Annotated in this window: 13 protein-coding genes; 9 read left to right on the forward strand and 4 right to left on the reverse strand. The window is 70.8% G+C overall.

Annotation, left to right across the window (positions count from 1 at the left end; genetic code table 11):
* Positions 1 to 22: 22 nt before the first annotated feature.
* Positions 23 to 2,182 carry a S9 family peptidase gene (locus tag ACQBAT_RS05475; RefSeq protein WP_420746159.1) on the reverse strand — a complete coding sequence of 720 codons (2,160 nt, stop codon included), beginning with the start codon at positions 2,180 to 2,182 and terminating at the stop codon, positions 23 to 25.
* 141 nt (positions 2,183 to 2,323) lie between these two features.
* Here ACQBAT_RS05475 and ACQBAT_RS05480 point away from each other — a divergent pair, with 141 nt between their 5' ends.
* The 6 genes from ACQBAT_RS05480 (at position 2,324) to ACQBAT_RS05505 (ending at position 8,744) form a co-directional block, all read left to right on the forward strand.
* Complete coding sequence (locus ACQBAT_RS05480; RefSeq protein ID WP_420746158.1) at positions 2,324 to 3,319, forward strand: PAC2 family protein; 996 nt, start codon at positions 2,324 to 2,326, stop codon at positions 3,317 to 3,319.
* A gap of 120 nt (positions 3,320 to 3,439) precedes the next feature.
* Entirely contained in the window at positions 3,440 to 4,171 is a 732-nt protein-coding gene (locus ACQBAT_RS05485) for an EcsC family protein (RefSeq protein WP_420746157.1), read from the forward strand.
* 168 nt (positions 4,172 to 4,339) lie between these two features.
* Positions 4,340 to 5,503 (forward strand): DUF4192 domain-containing protein, encoded by a 1,164-nt coding sequence (locus tag ACQBAT_RS05490; protein ID WP_420746156.1) that lies wholly within the window; start codon positions 4,340 to 4,342, stop codon positions 5,501 to 5,503.
* A gap of 110 nt (positions 5,504 to 5,613) precedes the next feature.
* On the forward strand, positions 5,614 to 6,021 hold the full coding sequence (locus ACQBAT_RS05495; RefSeq protein ID WP_420746155.1) for a universal stress protein: 408 nt from the start codon (positions 5,614 to 5,616) through the stop codon (positions 6,019 to 6,021).
* 398 nt (positions 6,022 to 6,419) lie between these two features.
* Positions 6,420 to 8,141 carry an RNA polymerase sigma factor gene (locus tag ACQBAT_RS05500; protein ID WP_427197777.1) on the forward strand — a complete coding sequence of 574 codons (1,722 nt, stop codon included), beginning with the start codon at positions 6,420 to 6,422 and terminating at the stop codon, positions 8,139 to 8,141.
* A gap of 54 nt (positions 8,142 to 8,195) precedes the next feature.
* Positions 8,196 to 8,744, forward strand: a complete 549-nt coding sequence (locus ACQBAT_RS05505; RefSeq protein WP_420746153.1) for a GNAT family N-acetyltransferase — start codon at positions 8,196 to 8,198, stop codon at positions 8,742 to 8,744.
* Between the two features lie 215 nt (positions 8,745 to 8,959).
* Here ACQBAT_RS05505 and ACQBAT_RS05510 read toward each other — a convergent pair whose 3' ends face one another.
* From ACQBAT_RS05510 to ACQBAT_RS05520, 3 genes are read right to left on the reverse strand one after another with little or no spacing between them, the layout of a single operon-like run.
* Positions 8,960 to 11,281, reverse strand: a complete 2,322-nt coding sequence (locus tag ACQBAT_RS05510; RefSeq protein ID WP_420746152.1) for a transglutaminaseTgpA domain-containing protein — start codon at positions 11,279 to 11,281, stop codon at positions 8,960 to 8,962.
* Complete coding sequence (locus tag ACQBAT_RS05515) at positions 11,278 to 12,528, reverse strand: DUF58 domain-containing protein (RefSeq protein ID WP_420746151.1); 1,251 nt, start codon at positions 12,526 to 12,528, stop codon at positions 11,278 to 11,280. The genes ACQBAT_RS05510 and ACQBAT_RS05515 overlap by 4 nt, the downstream gene beginning before the upstream one ends.
* Positions 12,529 to 12,541: 13 nt before the next feature.
* On the reverse strand, positions 12,542 to 13,519 hold the full coding sequence (locus ACQBAT_RS05520; protein WP_420746150.1) for an AAA family ATPase: 978 nt from the start codon (positions 13,517 to 13,519) through the stop codon (positions 12,542 to 12,544).
* Positions 13,520 to 13,969: 450 nt separating this feature from the next.
* Here ACQBAT_RS05520 and mraZ point away from each other — a divergent pair, with 450 nt between their 5' ends.
* The 3 genes from mraZ (at position 13,970) to ACQBAT_RS05535 (ending at position 16,155) form a co-directional block, all read left to right on the forward strand.
* Positions 13,970 to 14,413: a division/cell wall cluster transcriptional repressor MraZ gene (gene mraZ, locus ACQBAT_RS05525; protein WP_420746149.1), complete on the forward strand. Its 444-nt coding sequence runs from the start codon at positions 13,970 to 13,972 to the stop codon at positions 14,411 to 14,413.
* Between the two features lie 201 nt (positions 14,414 to 14,614).
* The gene (gene rsmH / locus ACQBAT_RS05530; RefSeq protein WP_420746148.1) at positions 14,615 to 15,670 is read left to right on the forward strand and encodes a 16S rRNA (cytosine(1402)-N(4))-methyltransferase RsmH; all 1,056 of its coding nucleotides are present in this window, start codon (positions 14,615 to 14,617) and stop codon (positions 15,668 to 15,670) included.
* Entirely contained in the window at positions 15,667 to 16,155 is a 489-nt protein-coding gene (locus ACQBAT_RS05535) for a hypothetical protein (RefSeq protein WP_420746147.1), read from the forward strand. The genes rsmH and ACQBAT_RS05535 overlap by 4 nt, the downstream gene beginning before the upstream one ends.
* The last annotated feature ends 6 nt before the right edge of the window (positions 16,156 to 16,161 follow it).

Genomic DNA, 16,161 nt, shown 5'->3' on the forward strand with positions numbered 1-16,161 from the left:
GCGCCACCGCGGACGGGGGTGCTCACTCCTCCTCGGCGGGCGCGACCAGCCCCAGCACCTCCGGCAGCTGCTCCGGCTCCTGCCCCAGCACGTGCTCGGCCAGGAAGGCCGACACCACGGCATACCAGACCTTGGCGTGCTGCGGGGCGAGGATCCAGTGGTTCTCGTGCGGGAAGTAGAGGAAGCGGTGCACGGTCGACCCGTCCGCCTCAGCCGGCCGACCCGAGCGCGCGAGCAGCTCATACCAGAGGCGCAGGCCCTCGCCGATCGGCACCCGGTAGTCCTTGTCGCCGTGGATGACCAGCATCGGCGACACGATCTGGTCGACGAAGTGGTGCGGCGAGTGCTTGCCAGACATCTCCTCGGTCATCTCGCGCTGCCAGTAGAAGGCGGCGTCCGTGGTCGAGCCGAAGGCGTCCAGCCCCCACAGCGATGCGTGGGTGACGATCGCTTTGAACCGGTCGGTGTGGCCAGCGACCCAGTTGGCCATGTAGCCGCCGAACGAGCCACCCATCGCCGCGGTCCGCGAGTCGTCGATGTCCTCCCGCGCCTCCACCGCGTCGGTGATCGCCATCAGGTCGGTATACGGCGCGTCGCCCCACGCACCCCAGCCACGCTGGATGAAGTCCTCGCCGTAGCCGGTGGACAGGGCCGGATCAGGCAGCAGCACGGCATACCCCTGGGCAGTCATCAGCCACGGGTTCCACCGCCACGTCCAGGAGTTCCACGAGCCCAGCGGCCCGCCGTGGATCCACAGCAGCAGCGGGTGGCCCTCGCCGCCGGCCGGGGAGCCGTCGGGCAGCGCCAGCCAGCCGCGGACGCGCGTGCCGTCCTCGGTCGTGGTCTCGACCTCCTCGAGGCGACCGGGGATGGTCGGTCGCTCGACCGGGCCGGGCAGCTCGGTCACCTCGCCGCTGGTCAGGTCGAGTCGGACCACCTCGGGCGGGAACAGGTAGGAGCTGCGCACGCCGTAGGCCACCTCGCCCTCGGGGGAGAGGACCAGGTCGCTCCAGGCCGCGTCGTCATCGGTGAGCTGGGTGATCTCGCCGCCGTCGACCTCGATCCGGAAGACCGGGCGGCGACCGTCGCTGTCGGCGAGTGCGTAGACGCTCTGCCCGTCGGGCGACCAGGCGACCGGCTGCGCCCAGAGCTCCCAGTCCGGGGCAAGCGGGCTCAGCTCCCCGTTCGTGGTGTCCATCAGGTGCAGGCGGGGCTGCGGCGGCTCGGTCGGCGACGTCATCCGACCGACGGTCACCACGGCCCGGGTGCCGTCCGGGCTGATCGGCCCCGGCGTCGACTCCTGGCCCTCGGTGTCCAGGAGGGTATGGCGTTTCCCACTCGCGAGGTCGACCCTCGCCACTCCCTCGCGCAGGCTCGCGCGGGCCTCCGGCAGGGTGGTGGGCAGCAGCGCGAAGGTGCCGTCGGGGGAGACCACCGGGGTCGGGTCGTGCAGCGGCGGGAAGGTGCCGCCGGTGAGCAGCCGCAGGTGCAGCTCGGGTGCGCGGTCGCTGGTGCCGGGCAGCGGGGCGCGGGCCTCGCCCTCGTCGGTCTGCTCGCCGTCCCCGTCGGACTCAGGGTCGCCGTCGGTGCGCGCGACCGGACCTGCACCCTTCTCCACGGAGAAGACGTGCGGGACCTCGGGGCCGAGGTCGTGATCCCAATAGCGGATGGGGTAGCTGCTGTGCAGAATCGCGTCCACGCCGGCATCCTTGCGGCGCTGGCGCAAGGTGGCGTGCTGCTCCTCGCTGTCCGCGCCGGGGAGCAGCCCGCCCGTCACCAGCACCCGGTCCGCCTTGTCGGCGCACACCACCGAGGTGATCCCGCCGGCGCGGCTGAGCACCACGCGCGCCTCACCGCCCTGGACGGGGATGTGCCAGAGCGCCGCGGGCGGGTCGTCGTCCTCACCATCAGGGTCGGGTCGGGCCGAGGTGAAGTAGAGGTCGCCGGCCACCCCGAAGGCTGCCCCGGACTCACCCTTGGCGCTGCGCGTGATCCGGTGCGCGAGACGCTCGCCGGTCGGGTCGATCTCCCACAGCGCCGAGGCGTAGCCGGTGCCCTTGCGGTTCAACGTCGCCACGCTGGTGACCAGCCGCGAGCCGTCGGGCGACAGGGTCAGACCGGACAGCCGGGGGAGGGCGACGTAGTGGGACAGGTCGTGGAAGACGCTCGCAGGTGCGGTCATGACCTCTGGTCTATCACCTCCCACCGACACCGGCCCCCGCCGACCGCAGCAGACATGCGGGAGCCAGGCACACGGCATACCGTGGAATGGTCCGCCGACCTGCGGCGTTGACAGACAGCAGTACCCGAGAGGAGCTTCTTCGTGACCCAGCACTCGCCCCTGTTCCGCCTGGAAGCAGACGCCGAGCGGCAGCCGCAGCAGGCGCCGCTGCTGATGGTGTCGCTCGAGGGTTTCCTGGACGCCGGCCAGGTGCGCAGCACGATCTCCCAGCACCTGCTGGACGAGCTCCCGCACGAGGTGGTGGCCAGTTTCGACGTCGATGAGCTGATCGACTACCGCTCGCGCCGCCCGCTGATGACCTTCGACGCCGACCACTACGCCGGCTACGACGACCCGTCCCTGGTGCTCTACCGGATGCAGGACGCGGCCGGTGAGCCCTTCCTGCTGCTGCACGGTGTGGAGCCGGACTACCGCTGGGAGGCCTTCATCGACGCCGTCCGCCAGCTGGGTCTGGCCTTCGGCGTGCGCCGCGTGGTGAGCGCGCACGGCATCCCGATGGCGGTGCCGCACACCCGCCCGATCGGGACCACCCGATACTCCAGCGACAGCGACCTGCTCGGCGACCAGCAGCCGGTCTTTGGCCAGGTCAAGGTTCCCGGCAGCGCTGAGTCGCTGCTGCACCTGCGCCTCGGTGAGGCCGGCCTGACCACCCTGGGCGTGGCCGTGCACGTGCCGCACTATCTGGCCGAGGCCCAGTTCGGCGACGCCTCGGTGGCCGCGCTCGACGTCATCATGGACCTGACCGGGCTGGTCCTGCCGACCGCCGAGCTCGTCGCGATGGCCGCGGTGACCCGCGGCAAGATCGAGGAGGAGCTCGCCGCCAACCCCGAGGCCCGTGAGGTCGTCGAGGGCTTGGAGCGGGGCTACGACAACTTCATCGAGGGCCAGCGCCGCAAGAGCCTGCTCGCGGCGGAGGTGGCCAACCTGCCCAGCGCCGACGAGATCGGTGCGCAGTTGGAGGCCTTCCTGCGCGACCCCGAGGCGGCCGAGGACACGCCGCACGAGGACGAGTCAGGGGCCGTGTCCGGGGAGGAGCCGGACGAGGAGCCCGGTCCCGAGGAGCAGGCGGACCGCTGACCACAGTGCGGCCGCGCCAGCGCGGCTGAACGCCGCCATCTGCACCCCATCCCTACGACCTGCGCACCCGATCCTGGCGTGCGAGGATGACCGCAATCCCTCATTCCTAGGAGGAATACCGTGGGTCTTTTCGACGCCAAGGATAAGAAGAACGAGCCGGCGGTCCCGGAGCCCGACGGGCCCCTGGACTCGATGGCCAATGCGCTCGTCGGGCGGTTGATGAACCTCGGCATCGAGGGTGTCGGCCCGATCGACTCGGCGGCCGAGGTGGTCGCCAAGGCGCGCAAGGCCAAGGGCGAGGACACCGAGAAGGCGATCAACGCGATCGTGAACGACCACGTCAAGAAGGCCGGGGTCGGTGGCTTCGTCACCGGTGTCGGCGGCATCGTGACCATGCCGGTCTCGCTGCCCGCCAACGTGGTCGAGTTCTACACCCTCGCCACCCGGATGGTCGCCTCCATCGCCGAGCTCCGTGGGTATGACGTGAGCAACCCGGGTGCACGCGCCGCCATCATGCTGACTCTGGTGGGGTCGGACGCCGACGACCTGATCAGCAAGGCCGGCCTGTCGGCGGCGAGCATGACAGGGTCGGGTCGCCTGGCCAAGATGGCCATGTCCCGGATGCCGCAGACCGCGGCCATGATGGTCAACAAGGCGGTCGCCTTCCGGCTGCTGACCACGGTCGGTGGCAAAGCGCTGAGCCGCGTCGTGCGCTTCGTGCCGGTGGCCGGTGGTCTCGTCGGCGCTGGGCTGGACGGGTTCCTCATGAAGCGGATCGCCGACCACGCCAAGCGCGAGTTCGGCCCGCGCACCCCGCACGACCGGGCGCTGGAGGACGCACCCGCTTCCTGATCGGTCTGACCTTTTCGACGCGGTTGCCCGTCTCTGACGCGGTCACCCGTCTCCGACGCGGTCACCGGGCGGCCTTGGTGCCCCCGGTGACCGCGTTCACGTATCCACAGGCGTCAGTTATCCACAGGCGCGAAATGCGACTGCCCTGATCAGGGCAGTGTGGTTCTCATGAGCACACACACGTCCTCGATCATCCGCGGAACGGCCCAGATGGCCGCCATCGTCCCCTACCTGCTGGATTACCGACCCGATGACTCCCTGGTCGTCATCGGCGCCCGTCTGGATCCCGACTGCGCCGTCGGCCAGGCGGCCATCGGAATGAGCCTGCGGGTCGACCTGCCCCAGGTGGAGCACCTCGACAGGTTCGCCCACCATGTTCTCGACCCGATGACCAGGTCCGCCGAAGGAGTGCCGCTGCTGGTGCATGCCTTCGTCTACGACGACCGGGACGAGGCGCAGCACGAGGACGAGGCCGCGCGTGACGCGAGGTGCTACCTGCTGATGGAGGCCTTCGCCGCCCGACTGGACGATGAGCCGAACGTGCCCTTCCATGCCTTCGGCGTGATCAGGGGCCAGGAGGTTGCCGTCCTCTGGAACGGGGGCGAGCCCGTCGACGGGGCGTGGGACGGCACTCGCATCCCGGCGAAGGCGTGGGTGCCACTGCCTCCCGGAGCGGAAGTGCCGGCTGCGGCGGACCTGGTGCTGCAGGGGCGCAACCCGCAGCGCCGTCGGTCCGATGTGGTCTCCCAGGTGCGACGCCGGGACGAGGAACTGTCTGCCGCCGCCGACCTCTGCCTGAGCATGACCGATCTGAAGCCGGAGCGCTTCGATCTGATGGCTTCGGTGCGACAGCTCGGCCGATGGGTGGTCCTCGACGAGGGCGAGCCCACGCACCGGGAACGTGCCGAGATGGCGCTGGCCGTCCAGGAGGCGCTGGTCCGCGACCTCTTCCTCGGGCGATGGCTGCCCGACCTCTTCCCGATGCACGACCACGACTTCCCGGCAGAGCTCGCGGAGGTCGGCCGGGAGCTGCCACGCCTGGGTGGGGGACTGGGCAAGGGGGCTGTGCCGGGGTCATCTGATGAGGCGGCGGCGAGGGTGGCGGTCGATCGCCTGCTGACGCTCGCATCAGGGGTGCCCGAGGACTACACGCCGCCGCTGCTCACGCTGGCGGCGTGCCTGAGCTGGGGGAGAGGAGAGGGCACGCTGGCCAATGAGGCCGTAGACCTGGCGCTGGAGATCGACCCCGGCTATCGGATGGCGCTGCTGCTGCGGCACGTCCTGATCGCCGGCATCTCGCCGCGGTCGTGGGCCAAGAAGGTCGCGGCGTGAGGTCGCGGCGTGGGGTCACAGCCATGCTCGGCCCTCATGCTTGACATGCTCGGCTGTGATGCTTGACGTGCGTGTAAAGTCACGACCATCACCCGCCAGAAGGAGAGCCCATGTCCGTCATCGTCGGCTACATCCCCACCCGCGAGGGACGAGCCGCCCTGAAGAAGGCCAGCGCCGAGGCCCAGTTGCGGGGCGTCAAGCTGATCGTCGTGAACTCCCAGCGTGGCGGCCGGGACTTCGACGCAGACGAGGCCGCGCGATTCGACGAGGAGCTCACCCGCGTGGGTCGTGACCTCAAGAGCGCCGGCCTGGAGCACGAGGTCCGCGCGCTCGTGCGCGGCAACGAGCCCGCCGAGGACCTCGTGGGGGTCGCGGAGGAGAGCGATGCGCACCTCATTGTGATCGGGCTGCGCCGCCGGACCCCGATCGGCAAGCTGATCCTGGGGTCCAATGCCCAGCGCATCCTGCTCGAGGCCCAGTGCCCCGTCCTCGCGGTCAAGGCCGGCGACGACGACTGACACAGGACCGGCGGACCGAGACCGCCGGACGTGCGAGCGCCACTGACTTCGTAACCCTCTGACCTGCATGGATGGCCGGCTGGGGAGGGGCGAGGCATATCTGGACGACCCTAGGCGTTTTATAATGTCTAGGGTCGCCTGCTGAACAGCCCGCGGTACGCATCGCGGAACAGCGTCGGCGCCCCGAGGACGACACCCCTGCGGCTCCAGTTCTGCCTGGGCGCAGCCCGCCCTCACTGCTGCACGCAGCAGTGAACAGACCCGACAGAAAAGAGTTGGTTCCTCCCGTGACTGCCAAGACTTCCCGCGTCGCCGCGACCGGAGACCTGCCTCCCGCCTTCGAGCACCAGGCCCTCCGGGCGCTGCTGGCTCAGGGCACCGAGCAGGGACACCTCGCGATGTCGCAGGTTCGGGATGCGTTGCAGGCCGCCGAGGTCACCACAGCGGCTGCGCAGAAGAAGGTGCTGCGCGTCTTCAGCGATGCCGCCATCGAGGTCCGTGACGACGGCACCTCGCAGGCCACGCCCGCGCGTAGGACGCGCAAGACCGCCGCCACGAAGTCGGCCGCCAAGTCCACCGCGTCGAAGTCCAGCGCCGCCACGCCGGCTTCGAAGTCGACGACGCCCAAGGCCTCGGCTGCGAAGACAAGCGCGAGCAAGAGCGCCACGAAGAGCGCTGCAGACCAGGCGTCGGACACTGACGAGAGCAGCACCGCGGCGAAGAAGGCCCCGGCTAAGAAGGCCGCCGCCAAGACCACCGCAGCGAAGAGCGCGGCCAGCAAGACCGCTGCTGCCAAGAGCACCGCTGCCAAGAGCACCGCGAAGAAGTCGACCGCCAAGAAGGCGGCTGCTGGCACCACCCGTGACGCCGCAGATGCCGCTGGTGGCGGCACCGCCAAGACCGCCCGCAAGACCACCACCCGCAAGACGGCCGCCAAGAAGGCCGCTGCCGCCAAGGGTGCCGACGCCGATGCGCCCGAGGTCGCTGAGGATGACGAGGCCGACCCCAGTGACGCTGATCTGAGCGAGGACAACACCGGCAGCGACGACAGCACCGAGCCGACCTCGACCGACTCCGACACGGACGGGGAGGGTGATGACGGCGACGACGCCAAGCCGCAGACCCCGGCGACCAAGAGCGATGACGACAGCTTCGTGCTCTCCACCGCCGATGACGATGACGCGCCCGCCCAGCAGGTCGTCACCGCCGGCGCCACCGCCGACCCGGTCAAGGACTACCTCAAGCAGATCGGCAAGGTCGCGCTGCTGAACGCCGAGCAGGAGGTCGAGCTCGCCAAGCGCATCGAGGCCGGCCTGTTCGCCGAGGAGAAGCTGAACTCCGGCGAGAAGATCGAGGCCAAGCTCAAGCGCGAGCTGTGGTGGATCGCCAATGATGGCAAGAACGCCAAGAACCACCTGCTCGAGGCCAACCTGCGCCTGGTCGTCTCACTGGCCAAGCGGTATACGGGGCGCGGGATGCTCTTCCTGGACCTGATCCAGGAAGGCAACCTGGGTCTGATCCGGGCGGTCGAGAAGTTCGACTACACCAAGGGCTACAAGTTCTCAACCTACGCGACCTGGTGGATCCGCCAGGCCATCACCCGCGCGATGGCCGACCAGGCCCGCACCATCCGCATCCCGGTGCACATGGTCGAGGTCATCAACAAACTGGCCCGCGTGCAGCGCCAGATGCTCCAGGACCTGGGTCGCGAGCCCACCCCGGAGGAGTTGGCCGCCGAGCTGGACATGACGCCGGAGAAGGTCGTCGAGGTCCAGAAGTACGGCCGCGAGCCGATCTCCCTGCACACCCCGCTGGGCGAGGACGGCGACAGCGAGTTCGGTGACCTGATCGAGGACTCCGAAGCGGTCGTCCCGGCCGACGCGGTCTCCTTCACCCTGCTGCAGGAGCAGCTGCACTCCGTCCTGGATACCCTGTCCGAGCGCGAGGCCGGCGTGGTCTCGATGCGCTTCGGCCTGTCTGACGGGCAGCCCAAGACGCTGGACGAGATCGGCAAGGTCTACGGCGTGACCCGCGAGCGGATCCGCCAGATCGAGTCCAAGACGATGAGCAAGCTGCGCCACCCCTCCCGCTCGCAGGTCCTGCGCGACTACCTGGACTGATCGGGTGACCCCGGTCCCGCTCGCAGGTCCTGGGCGACAGCCGGGACTGGTCGCGTGACTCAGGTACCGGAATCTGCTGGCGCCGACCGACGGGGTGGGCGCTTCTCCGGCAGCGTTATCCGGCTCGGGCCCGAGGACTGGCGCGACTACCGCGAACTGCGTCTGCGGATGTTGCGCGAGTCCCCGGAAGCCTATTGGACCTCCTATCCCGATCTCGTCGACCGCTCCGAGGAGTTCTGGCGTGAGCGCTCGAACCCGGGCACTTTCCACGCCCGGATCGGCGGGCGCCCGGTGGGCACGCTCACGATGATCGACCCGCGCACCGAGGCCTACGCGGACGAGCTCGGCGCCGACGACGGGCTCCTGGTCGCCGTGTATGTCGTGCCCGCCCACCGGGGTAGTGGTGTCGTCGATGCCCTCATGGAGGCCGCCACCGATGTCGCGACGCATGAGCGATACGCCAGGCGCCTCGTCCTCCACGTGCTGGAGACCAACAGGCGGGCCATCGCCGCCTACGAGCGACTCGGCTTCACCCTCGACGGCCGCTGGATCCAGCACCCCGAGCGCGACGTCCGCGACCTGCAGATGATCCGCACGCTCTGAGGCGCGCCCGAGGTCGTCCTGACTACCGTGAGCACACTCGTGTGCCGAGTCCGCCCCAGACAAGGTTGCTCACGCAATGTCAGGGATATTGCCTTGCCTAGCGTGAGCAACCTTGCATGACGGTGCCATGCCCGGCGCGGACCTGGCCCGAGCCGGCTTCACCCCGCGCTGGGCCTGGTGCGGCACCATGACGCCCGCCCTCTGCCCCGACGCCTTCAGCGGCGCGTGAAGAGCCGCCCGAACCAGGCGCGGACGCCGTCGAGGCCGCTGCTGGGCAGGAGGAGGGCGTTGGCGCGGATGTTCCAGGGGGCGTGCTGGCGGACCTGGTCGACGACCTTGTGCGCGTCCTGGCCCATCTGCTCGGCATCATCGGCACCTACCGAGTCGGGGGCGGCGTAGCGGCTGCGCTCCAGTGTCGCGGTGATGCGGCCGAGGGCCTCCTCGCCGCGCCGGTTCAGCGTCGTGCCGGCGTCATAGTGGCGGCGCATGTCGCGCGGGCTGCGCTCTGGCGGTTCCTCCACGCCGAGGTCCTGCAGCGATCTGGTCAGCCAGATCCACTGGCCCTCGACAGTCTCCTCCGGACTGGTCGCGGACCGCAGGCCCTCCTCGCGATAGCGCCGCCCGATGAAGGGCACCAGCGCCATCAGCGCGGCAATCACCAGCACCACCAGCAGCGCCTGACCCAGCACCGGCAGCAGGTCACCGAACCGGTCACCGGCCGTCGGCGGGGCTGCCGCGGTCGGGGTCGGGGTGGGCGTCGGGTCCGGCGCGACGGTCTGGGTGATGGTCGTGGTCTGCTGCTCGGTGTCGGCCTCGCTCGCGGACCGGGCATAGGCCGGCGGCTGACCGGCGTGGAAGCCCGGCGTCGGCTCGAAACGCGTCCAGCCCATCCCGCTGATCCACAGCTCGGGCCAGGTGTGCGCGTCGGCGGCCACCACGCGGCGCGTGCCGTCGGGCTGGCTGGTGCCGGGCAGGAAGCCGACCGCCATCCGCGCCGGGATGCCCTGCTGGCGCGCCATCATCACCATCGCCGTGGCGAACTGCACGCAATAGCCCTGCCGGGTCTCCAGGAAGCCGCCGATCGGGTCATCCGCGTCCGCCTCGGCGGCCGGGGCCAGCTCGAGGGAGTAGGTGTAGGGGGCGCGGCGCAGGTGGTTCTGGATCAGGATCGCGGCGGACAACGAATTGTTCTCATCGCCCACGACCTCCTGCGCCAGCGCGGTGATCGCGTCCTCGCTCACCGGGTCCACGGCCAGCAGGTCCGCGTCGAAGTTCGCCGGGTCGGCGCGCGTCCAGCCGACGTCCCCCGGGAGCTGACCGCTCACGCTGAGGTAGGTCGCCTCGAACTGCGGCGATGGGTCCTCCAGGACCACGGTCGAGTCCGTGGGGTCGAAGCTGTATGACGATCCCTCGGTCAGGCGCAGACCGCTCAGCAGGGAGGGTGCGGCCAGGTGGGGTGGCGGCAGCTCATTGCCGATCACGGTCATCGTCTGGGAGGTCAGGTCGATCTGCTCCGACATGCCTGGCGGCCGGGGCGGCAGCGCACCCTCCACGAAGGTCGAGGGGTCGCGGTCGGGGGAGACCCAGCGGCCGTCCTCCCACCGCTCGGTCGCGGTCACCCGCAGCGGCTCGAGCCGGGTGGCGCTGTTGCGGTAGACCAGCACCGGCGCCTGCGATTGGTTGCGCAGGTCCTGCGAGGGATCCATCGTCTCGGTGAAGCTGACCTGCCCGGTGTCGCTGTCGACCTGCCGCGCATCAGGATTGCGGGCCAGGCCCCCACCGAAGAAGGTCGGCGGCTGGTGCGGGATCGCCAGCGCGCCACCGAGGGCAGCGATCAGGGCCAGCACCCCGAGGACCTGCGCGAGCCCCCGACTCCGCGGCGTCCCCGACGAGATGTCGTCGCTGCCCCGGCTCTCGCGCCGCCGCTCCGAGGGCCAGGCATCGGTCACCCGATAGCCCTGCTGCGCCAGCATCACCAGCCACAGTCCGGCGACCGCGGCGAAGAACCACGGCGCCATCGCCTGGCCCGAGTTGGAGACCGACACCAGGAAACCGGCCGCCAACGGGATCCCGGCGCTCGCTGGCGCCCGTCCCGTCACGCCCATCGAGTCGACCGAGACGGCCGTCAGGGTGAGCACGGTGACCACGAGGAAGGAGACGCCGGCGGTGGTGGGTGCGGGGGCGGCATACGTCTGGAGCACGGTGCCGGCCTGCTGCAGCAGCGAGCCCACCCGCTCAAGCGTCTCCTGGGTCGGCAGGAAGCCTCGCCAGAGGGTGTCGCGCAGATAGAGCACGGTGATCCCGGCGATCCCCAGGAGCAGCTGCCCCAGCGACACGAGGCTGGCCGGGACGTCGAGGGTGCGCAGCACGCCACCGACGACGACGACCAGCAGCACCAGACCGATGGCCGGGATGAGCCAGGTGTCCTCGCGCAGCAGGTTGGTCAGCGGCCAGGCGACCGAGAGCGTCGCGAGCCCGGCGACGAACGCCTCGGGCCACATACCCCGGCGCAGCGCGTCCCCATCGATGCGGGTCATCGGGACCGCCCCCCCGAGGCGACGGTCTCGCCGACCGCGGCCCAGGCCGACGGGATCTCCGTATGCGGTCCGACCACCACCGTCCGCCAACCCGCCTCCGCGAGCGCGGACGTGGGCGAGGGGCGGCCGCCGGGGGCGTCGGCGCCGAACTTCTGCGGGTCCAGGACGAAGGCGACAGCGCGCGATCCCGGCTGGCGGATGGCGCCGAGGGTGCGCAGCGCCTCCTCGTCGTCGGCGACCACCGCGGCGATCACGAGCACACCACCGGCGGTGAACGGCGCGGCTGCCGCGGCGAGCCGGTCGAGGCGGGAGTCCTGCTCGGGCTGCACGCGGGCCAGCGAGGTCAGGGTCTGGTCGATGTCGACCGGGTGGTCGGCGGTGCCGTCGCGCAGCGTGGCGTCGGTGAGCAGGTGCACCACGAAGCCGTCGGCCGCCAGGTGGCGAGCCACCGAGGCGAGCGCGGACACGGCCCACTCGTAGGAAGTGCGGATGCCCGTGCCGGGGTGGGCCGAGGCGCGCGAGTCCAGGATCAGCAGGGCGCGGCGGCGGGCCGGGCGGTCCTCCTGCCGGACCATCAGCTCGCCGCGGTGCGCGGTGGCGGGCCAGTGCACCCGGCGGAGTTCATCGCCGTCGCGCCAGGTGCGGATGCTGACATCGTCCTCGCCGTGCAGGGCGACCATCTGCGGCATCTCGCCCTCGCTGCCGCGGGAGGTGCCGCGCACACGTCCCTCGCCCAGGGCGTGCAGGCGGGGCAGGACCAGGACCTCCGAGCGCGAGCTCAGCCGCAGGGTCAAGAAGGTGAGGCCGAAGGGGTCGCGCTGGCGCAGCACGACCGGGCCGAGGGGATAGGCGCCGCGGTGCCGGCTGCGGATGGTGTACTTCAGTCGCTTCTCCTCCCCGCGCACGAGGCGGGGCAGGACGAAGCGGGGCCGGTCGCCGAGCTGGTAGTCGATGTGCTCCTCGGCCAGGTAGACCGGGGTGGTGCGCCGCGACACATTGGTGAAGCGGGCGACGACGGTGCCGCGCTCGTCCGGGGTGAGCCGGACCGGCTCGACCTCACGAAGGACGCGGATCTTGGGGGTCCGGCGCGGCGTGAGGATCAGCACCAGGATCGGCAGCGCCACCAGCACCAGCCCGATCCGGGTCACGTCGGGATAGCCGAGCAGCACCCCGGCGGCAGCCACGACCACGCCGAGGAGCAGGAAGACCTTGCCCCTCGTCGTGAGGAGGCTCCAGGGGGACCTCACCGCAGCCGCACCCTCACCGGCCGGACGGGACCGAGGTCCGCCCGACCAGGTCGCGGACGATGTCGGCCGGGCTGTGCCGGGCCAGCGAGGCCTCGCCGGTCGGCAGGACGCGGTGGGCCAGCACCGGGACGGACATGGTCTGGACGTCCTCGGGCAGGACGTGGTCGCGGCCGGAGAGCGCGGCGTGGGCACGGGCGGCGCGCAGCAGCTGCAGGCCTGCGCGCGGGGAGGCGCCCAGGCGCAGCAGCCGGTGCTCGCGGGAGGCGCCGACGATGTCGACGACGTACTGCCGCAGGGCCGGGGCCGTGTGCAGGCCCCGGATGTTCTCGATCTGCGCCTGCACGTCGTCCGCGGTAGTGACGGGCTCGAGGGAGTCCAGCGGGTTCACCCCGCCGTGGCTCTCCAGCATCGCCAGCTCGGAGGAGGTCGAGGGGTAGCCCATCGACAGCCGCGCCATGAAGCGGTCGCGCTGGGCCTCGGGCAGCGGGTAGGTGCCCTCCATCTCGATCGGGTTCTGGGTCGCCATCACCAGGAACGGTCGCGGCAGCTGGTAGGTCTGCCCGTCGACGGTCACCTGGCGCTCCTCCATCGCCTCCAGCAGGGCGGACTGGGTCTTGGGGGAGGCGCGGTTGATCTCATCACCGACGACCACATTGGCGAAGACCGCACCGCGGCGGAACTCGAACTCGCGGGTGTCCTGGTTGAAGACGCTGACGCCGGTGATGTCGCTGGGCAACAGGTCGGGGGTGAACTGCACGCGCGAGACGCGGCAGTCGATCGCCCGGGCCAGCGCCTTGGCGAGCATCGTCTTGCCGACGCCCGGCACGTCCTCGACGAGGAGATGGCCCTCGGCCAGCAGCACGGTGACCGCGGTCGCGACGACCTCGTCCTTGCCCTCGATCACGGTGGTGATGGCGTCCTGGATGGCGCCGGCCACCGACTGCACGGAGTCGAGATCGACGGAGCCGGGGGCCGCAGAGATGGCTGACATATCGACGATCTTGCCAAATCTCCCTGGTTGTTCTCGACAGGACGCGGCTCAGGGGCCTTCGCACCGCCCCTCCACCGCGCACCACCCGTCTCCTCCACTTCGCACCACGGGGGCACTCCACCCCGCTCCACCCGGCCCGCGCCCGGGTCACGGTCGCCCTCCTGGGTGGGCGACCGCATACCTCCTGACCTGCAGGTATGTCGTTTCCCACCGGATCCTGTCCGTGCCGGCCCGAGCCGGCCCAGGTGGGCGGGCTCGGTCAAGGGCGCCTGCGAGCGGGTGTCATGGTGAGATTTGCTCCACTTCACTCCCCGGGCGCTGACCTGCAGAGATCGTCAGATCCAGGGGATTTTCAGGGCAGTTTTCACCCCATCGTGGTGCGAAGTGGAGTAGAGTGGGGGACATCGGAAGTCCTCCATGTCGTCGCGCTGCAGAAAGGGGTTGGTCGAGATGCCGACGCTCTTCCTCGGCACGCACACCCCCAAGCTCGACGACAAGGGGCGGATGTTCCTGCCGGCCAAGTTCCGCGAGCGGCTGGGGGACGGGCTGGTCATCACCCGTGGCCAGGAGCACTGCCTCTACGTCTACACCGTCGCCGAGTTCGAGAAGATCGCCACGGAGATGACGAGCGGGACGACCACCACCTCCCGGGACGTCCGCGACTACCAGCGTGTCTTCCTCTCGGGAGCCTCCGACGAGGTCCCCGACAAGCAGGGCCGGCTGACCATCCCACCGGTGCTGCGTGAGTACGCCGGGTTGAGCACCGAGTGCACCGTGATCGGCGCCGGCAACCGCGTCGAGGTGTGGGACACGCAGACCTGGAACAGCTACCTCGAGGTGGCTGAGCCCGCCTTCGCCCAGCGTTCGGAGGAGGTGGTGCCCGGACTGATCTGAGCCGGTGTGAACACCACCCGGCCCCAGGCCTCCTCCCGTCCCTCGTTCCGACGCGACTTCCCCCGCGCCGGAGCCCGACCGCCACGGATCCCGACCCGTCTTCCCCCGGGCCGGAGCCAGGCAGGTCGGAGGACGGTAGGGGACCTGGGACCGGGAGGCCGATCCCGACTCAAGGACCACCACCCGTCCGGGCCACATCCCATGGAGCAGAACCTCCCCGCTGCCGAGCGCCACGTCCCCGTCCTGCTGGAGCGGTGCGTGGACCTGCTGGCACCTGCGCTGGAGGGCGCAGGGGAGCCCACGGGCGTCGCGGAGGCGGCGCCCGTCTTCGTGGACGGCACCCTCGGCATGGGTGGGCACACCGAGGCTGTCCTGGAGCGCTGCCCCCAGGCGCGCGCCATCGGGATCGACCGTGACCCGCAGGCGCTGGCCCTGGCGAGCGAGCGGCTGGCCCGTTTCGGCGACCGGTTCACCCCCGTGCACTCGGTCAGCGACGACATCCCGGCCGTGCTGGCCGAGCTGGGGCTGAGCCGGGCCCACGCGATCCTCTTCGACCTCGGCGTCTCCTCGCTGCAGCTGGACGAGCTGGAGCGCGGCTTCGCCTATCGCGCGGACGCGCCGCTGGACATGCGGATGGACCAGGGGGAGGGACCGACCGCCGCGGACGTGCTCAACACCTACGAGCCGCGCGAGCTGGAGCGGATCCTCAAGGAGTACGGCGAGGAGCGCTTCGCCCGTCCCATCGTTCGCGCGATCGTGCGTCGCCGCGCGGATGAGCCCTTCACCACCTCCGGTCCCCTGGTCGAACTGCTCCACGATGTCGTGCCAGCCGCGAGCCAGCGCAGTGGGGGACACCCGGCCAAGCGGACCTTCCAGGCGCTGCGCATCGAGGTCAACGCCGAGCTGAGCGTCTGGCGCGAAGGGCTGGAGGCCGCGCTCTCCGCGCTCGCCGTCGGGGGCCGGATCGTGATCCTGTCCTACCACTCGCTGGAGGACCGGATCACCAAGCGCGGCCTGGCGGAGGGGGCCACCAGTTCGGCCCCGCCGGACCTGCCCTTCGAGCTGCCCGAGCACGCGCCCTGGCTGCGGCTGCTCGTCCGCGGCGCTGAGCAGGCCGATGCCGACGAGGTCGCCCGCAACCCACGCTCCGCCTCGGTCCGCCTGCGCGTAGCCGAGCGCACCCGCGCAACCCCGGACCAGAGCCAGAACCCGTCCGCCCAGCATGACCCCGCCCACCACCACGAGGTGTCCCGATGAGCCAGATGACCGTCTCCGCCCGACTCGGTCGCGTCAGCGCGCGCCCGGCCTCCCTCCTCGGCCTGACCGGCCCGCTCGGCGGGAGCGTGCGCGCCGACCGGCGCACCCGCGTCCAGGACGCGGCGCCGGCCGTGGGGCACATCGGCTTCATGGTGCTGTGCCTGATGATCGTGGTCGCGACCTTCTCCGCGGTGCTGGTGCTCAACACCCTCCGGGCCGAGGGCTCCTTCGTGCAGTCCCGCCTCGCCGCCGAGGCCACGGAGTTGCACGACACGAAGGTCACCCTGCAGTCCGAGCTGGCCATGCACGACTCCTCCGAGGCGCTGGCCACCAAGGCGCGCAAACTCAAGATGGTCCCCTCCACCAGCACCGCCACGCTGCGGTTGTCGGACGGGCAGATCACCGGCGTGGCCTCCATGGTCGACGGCAACCGGACGCTTACCGTGGATCTGCCGTCCACGGGCGTGGCCACCAAGGACCGGTGACAGCGC

This window comes from Ornithinimicrobium pulveris, assembly GCF_050261105.1.
GTDB lineage: Bacteria > Actinomycetota > Actinomycetes > Actinomycetales > Dermatophilaceae > Ornithinicoccus.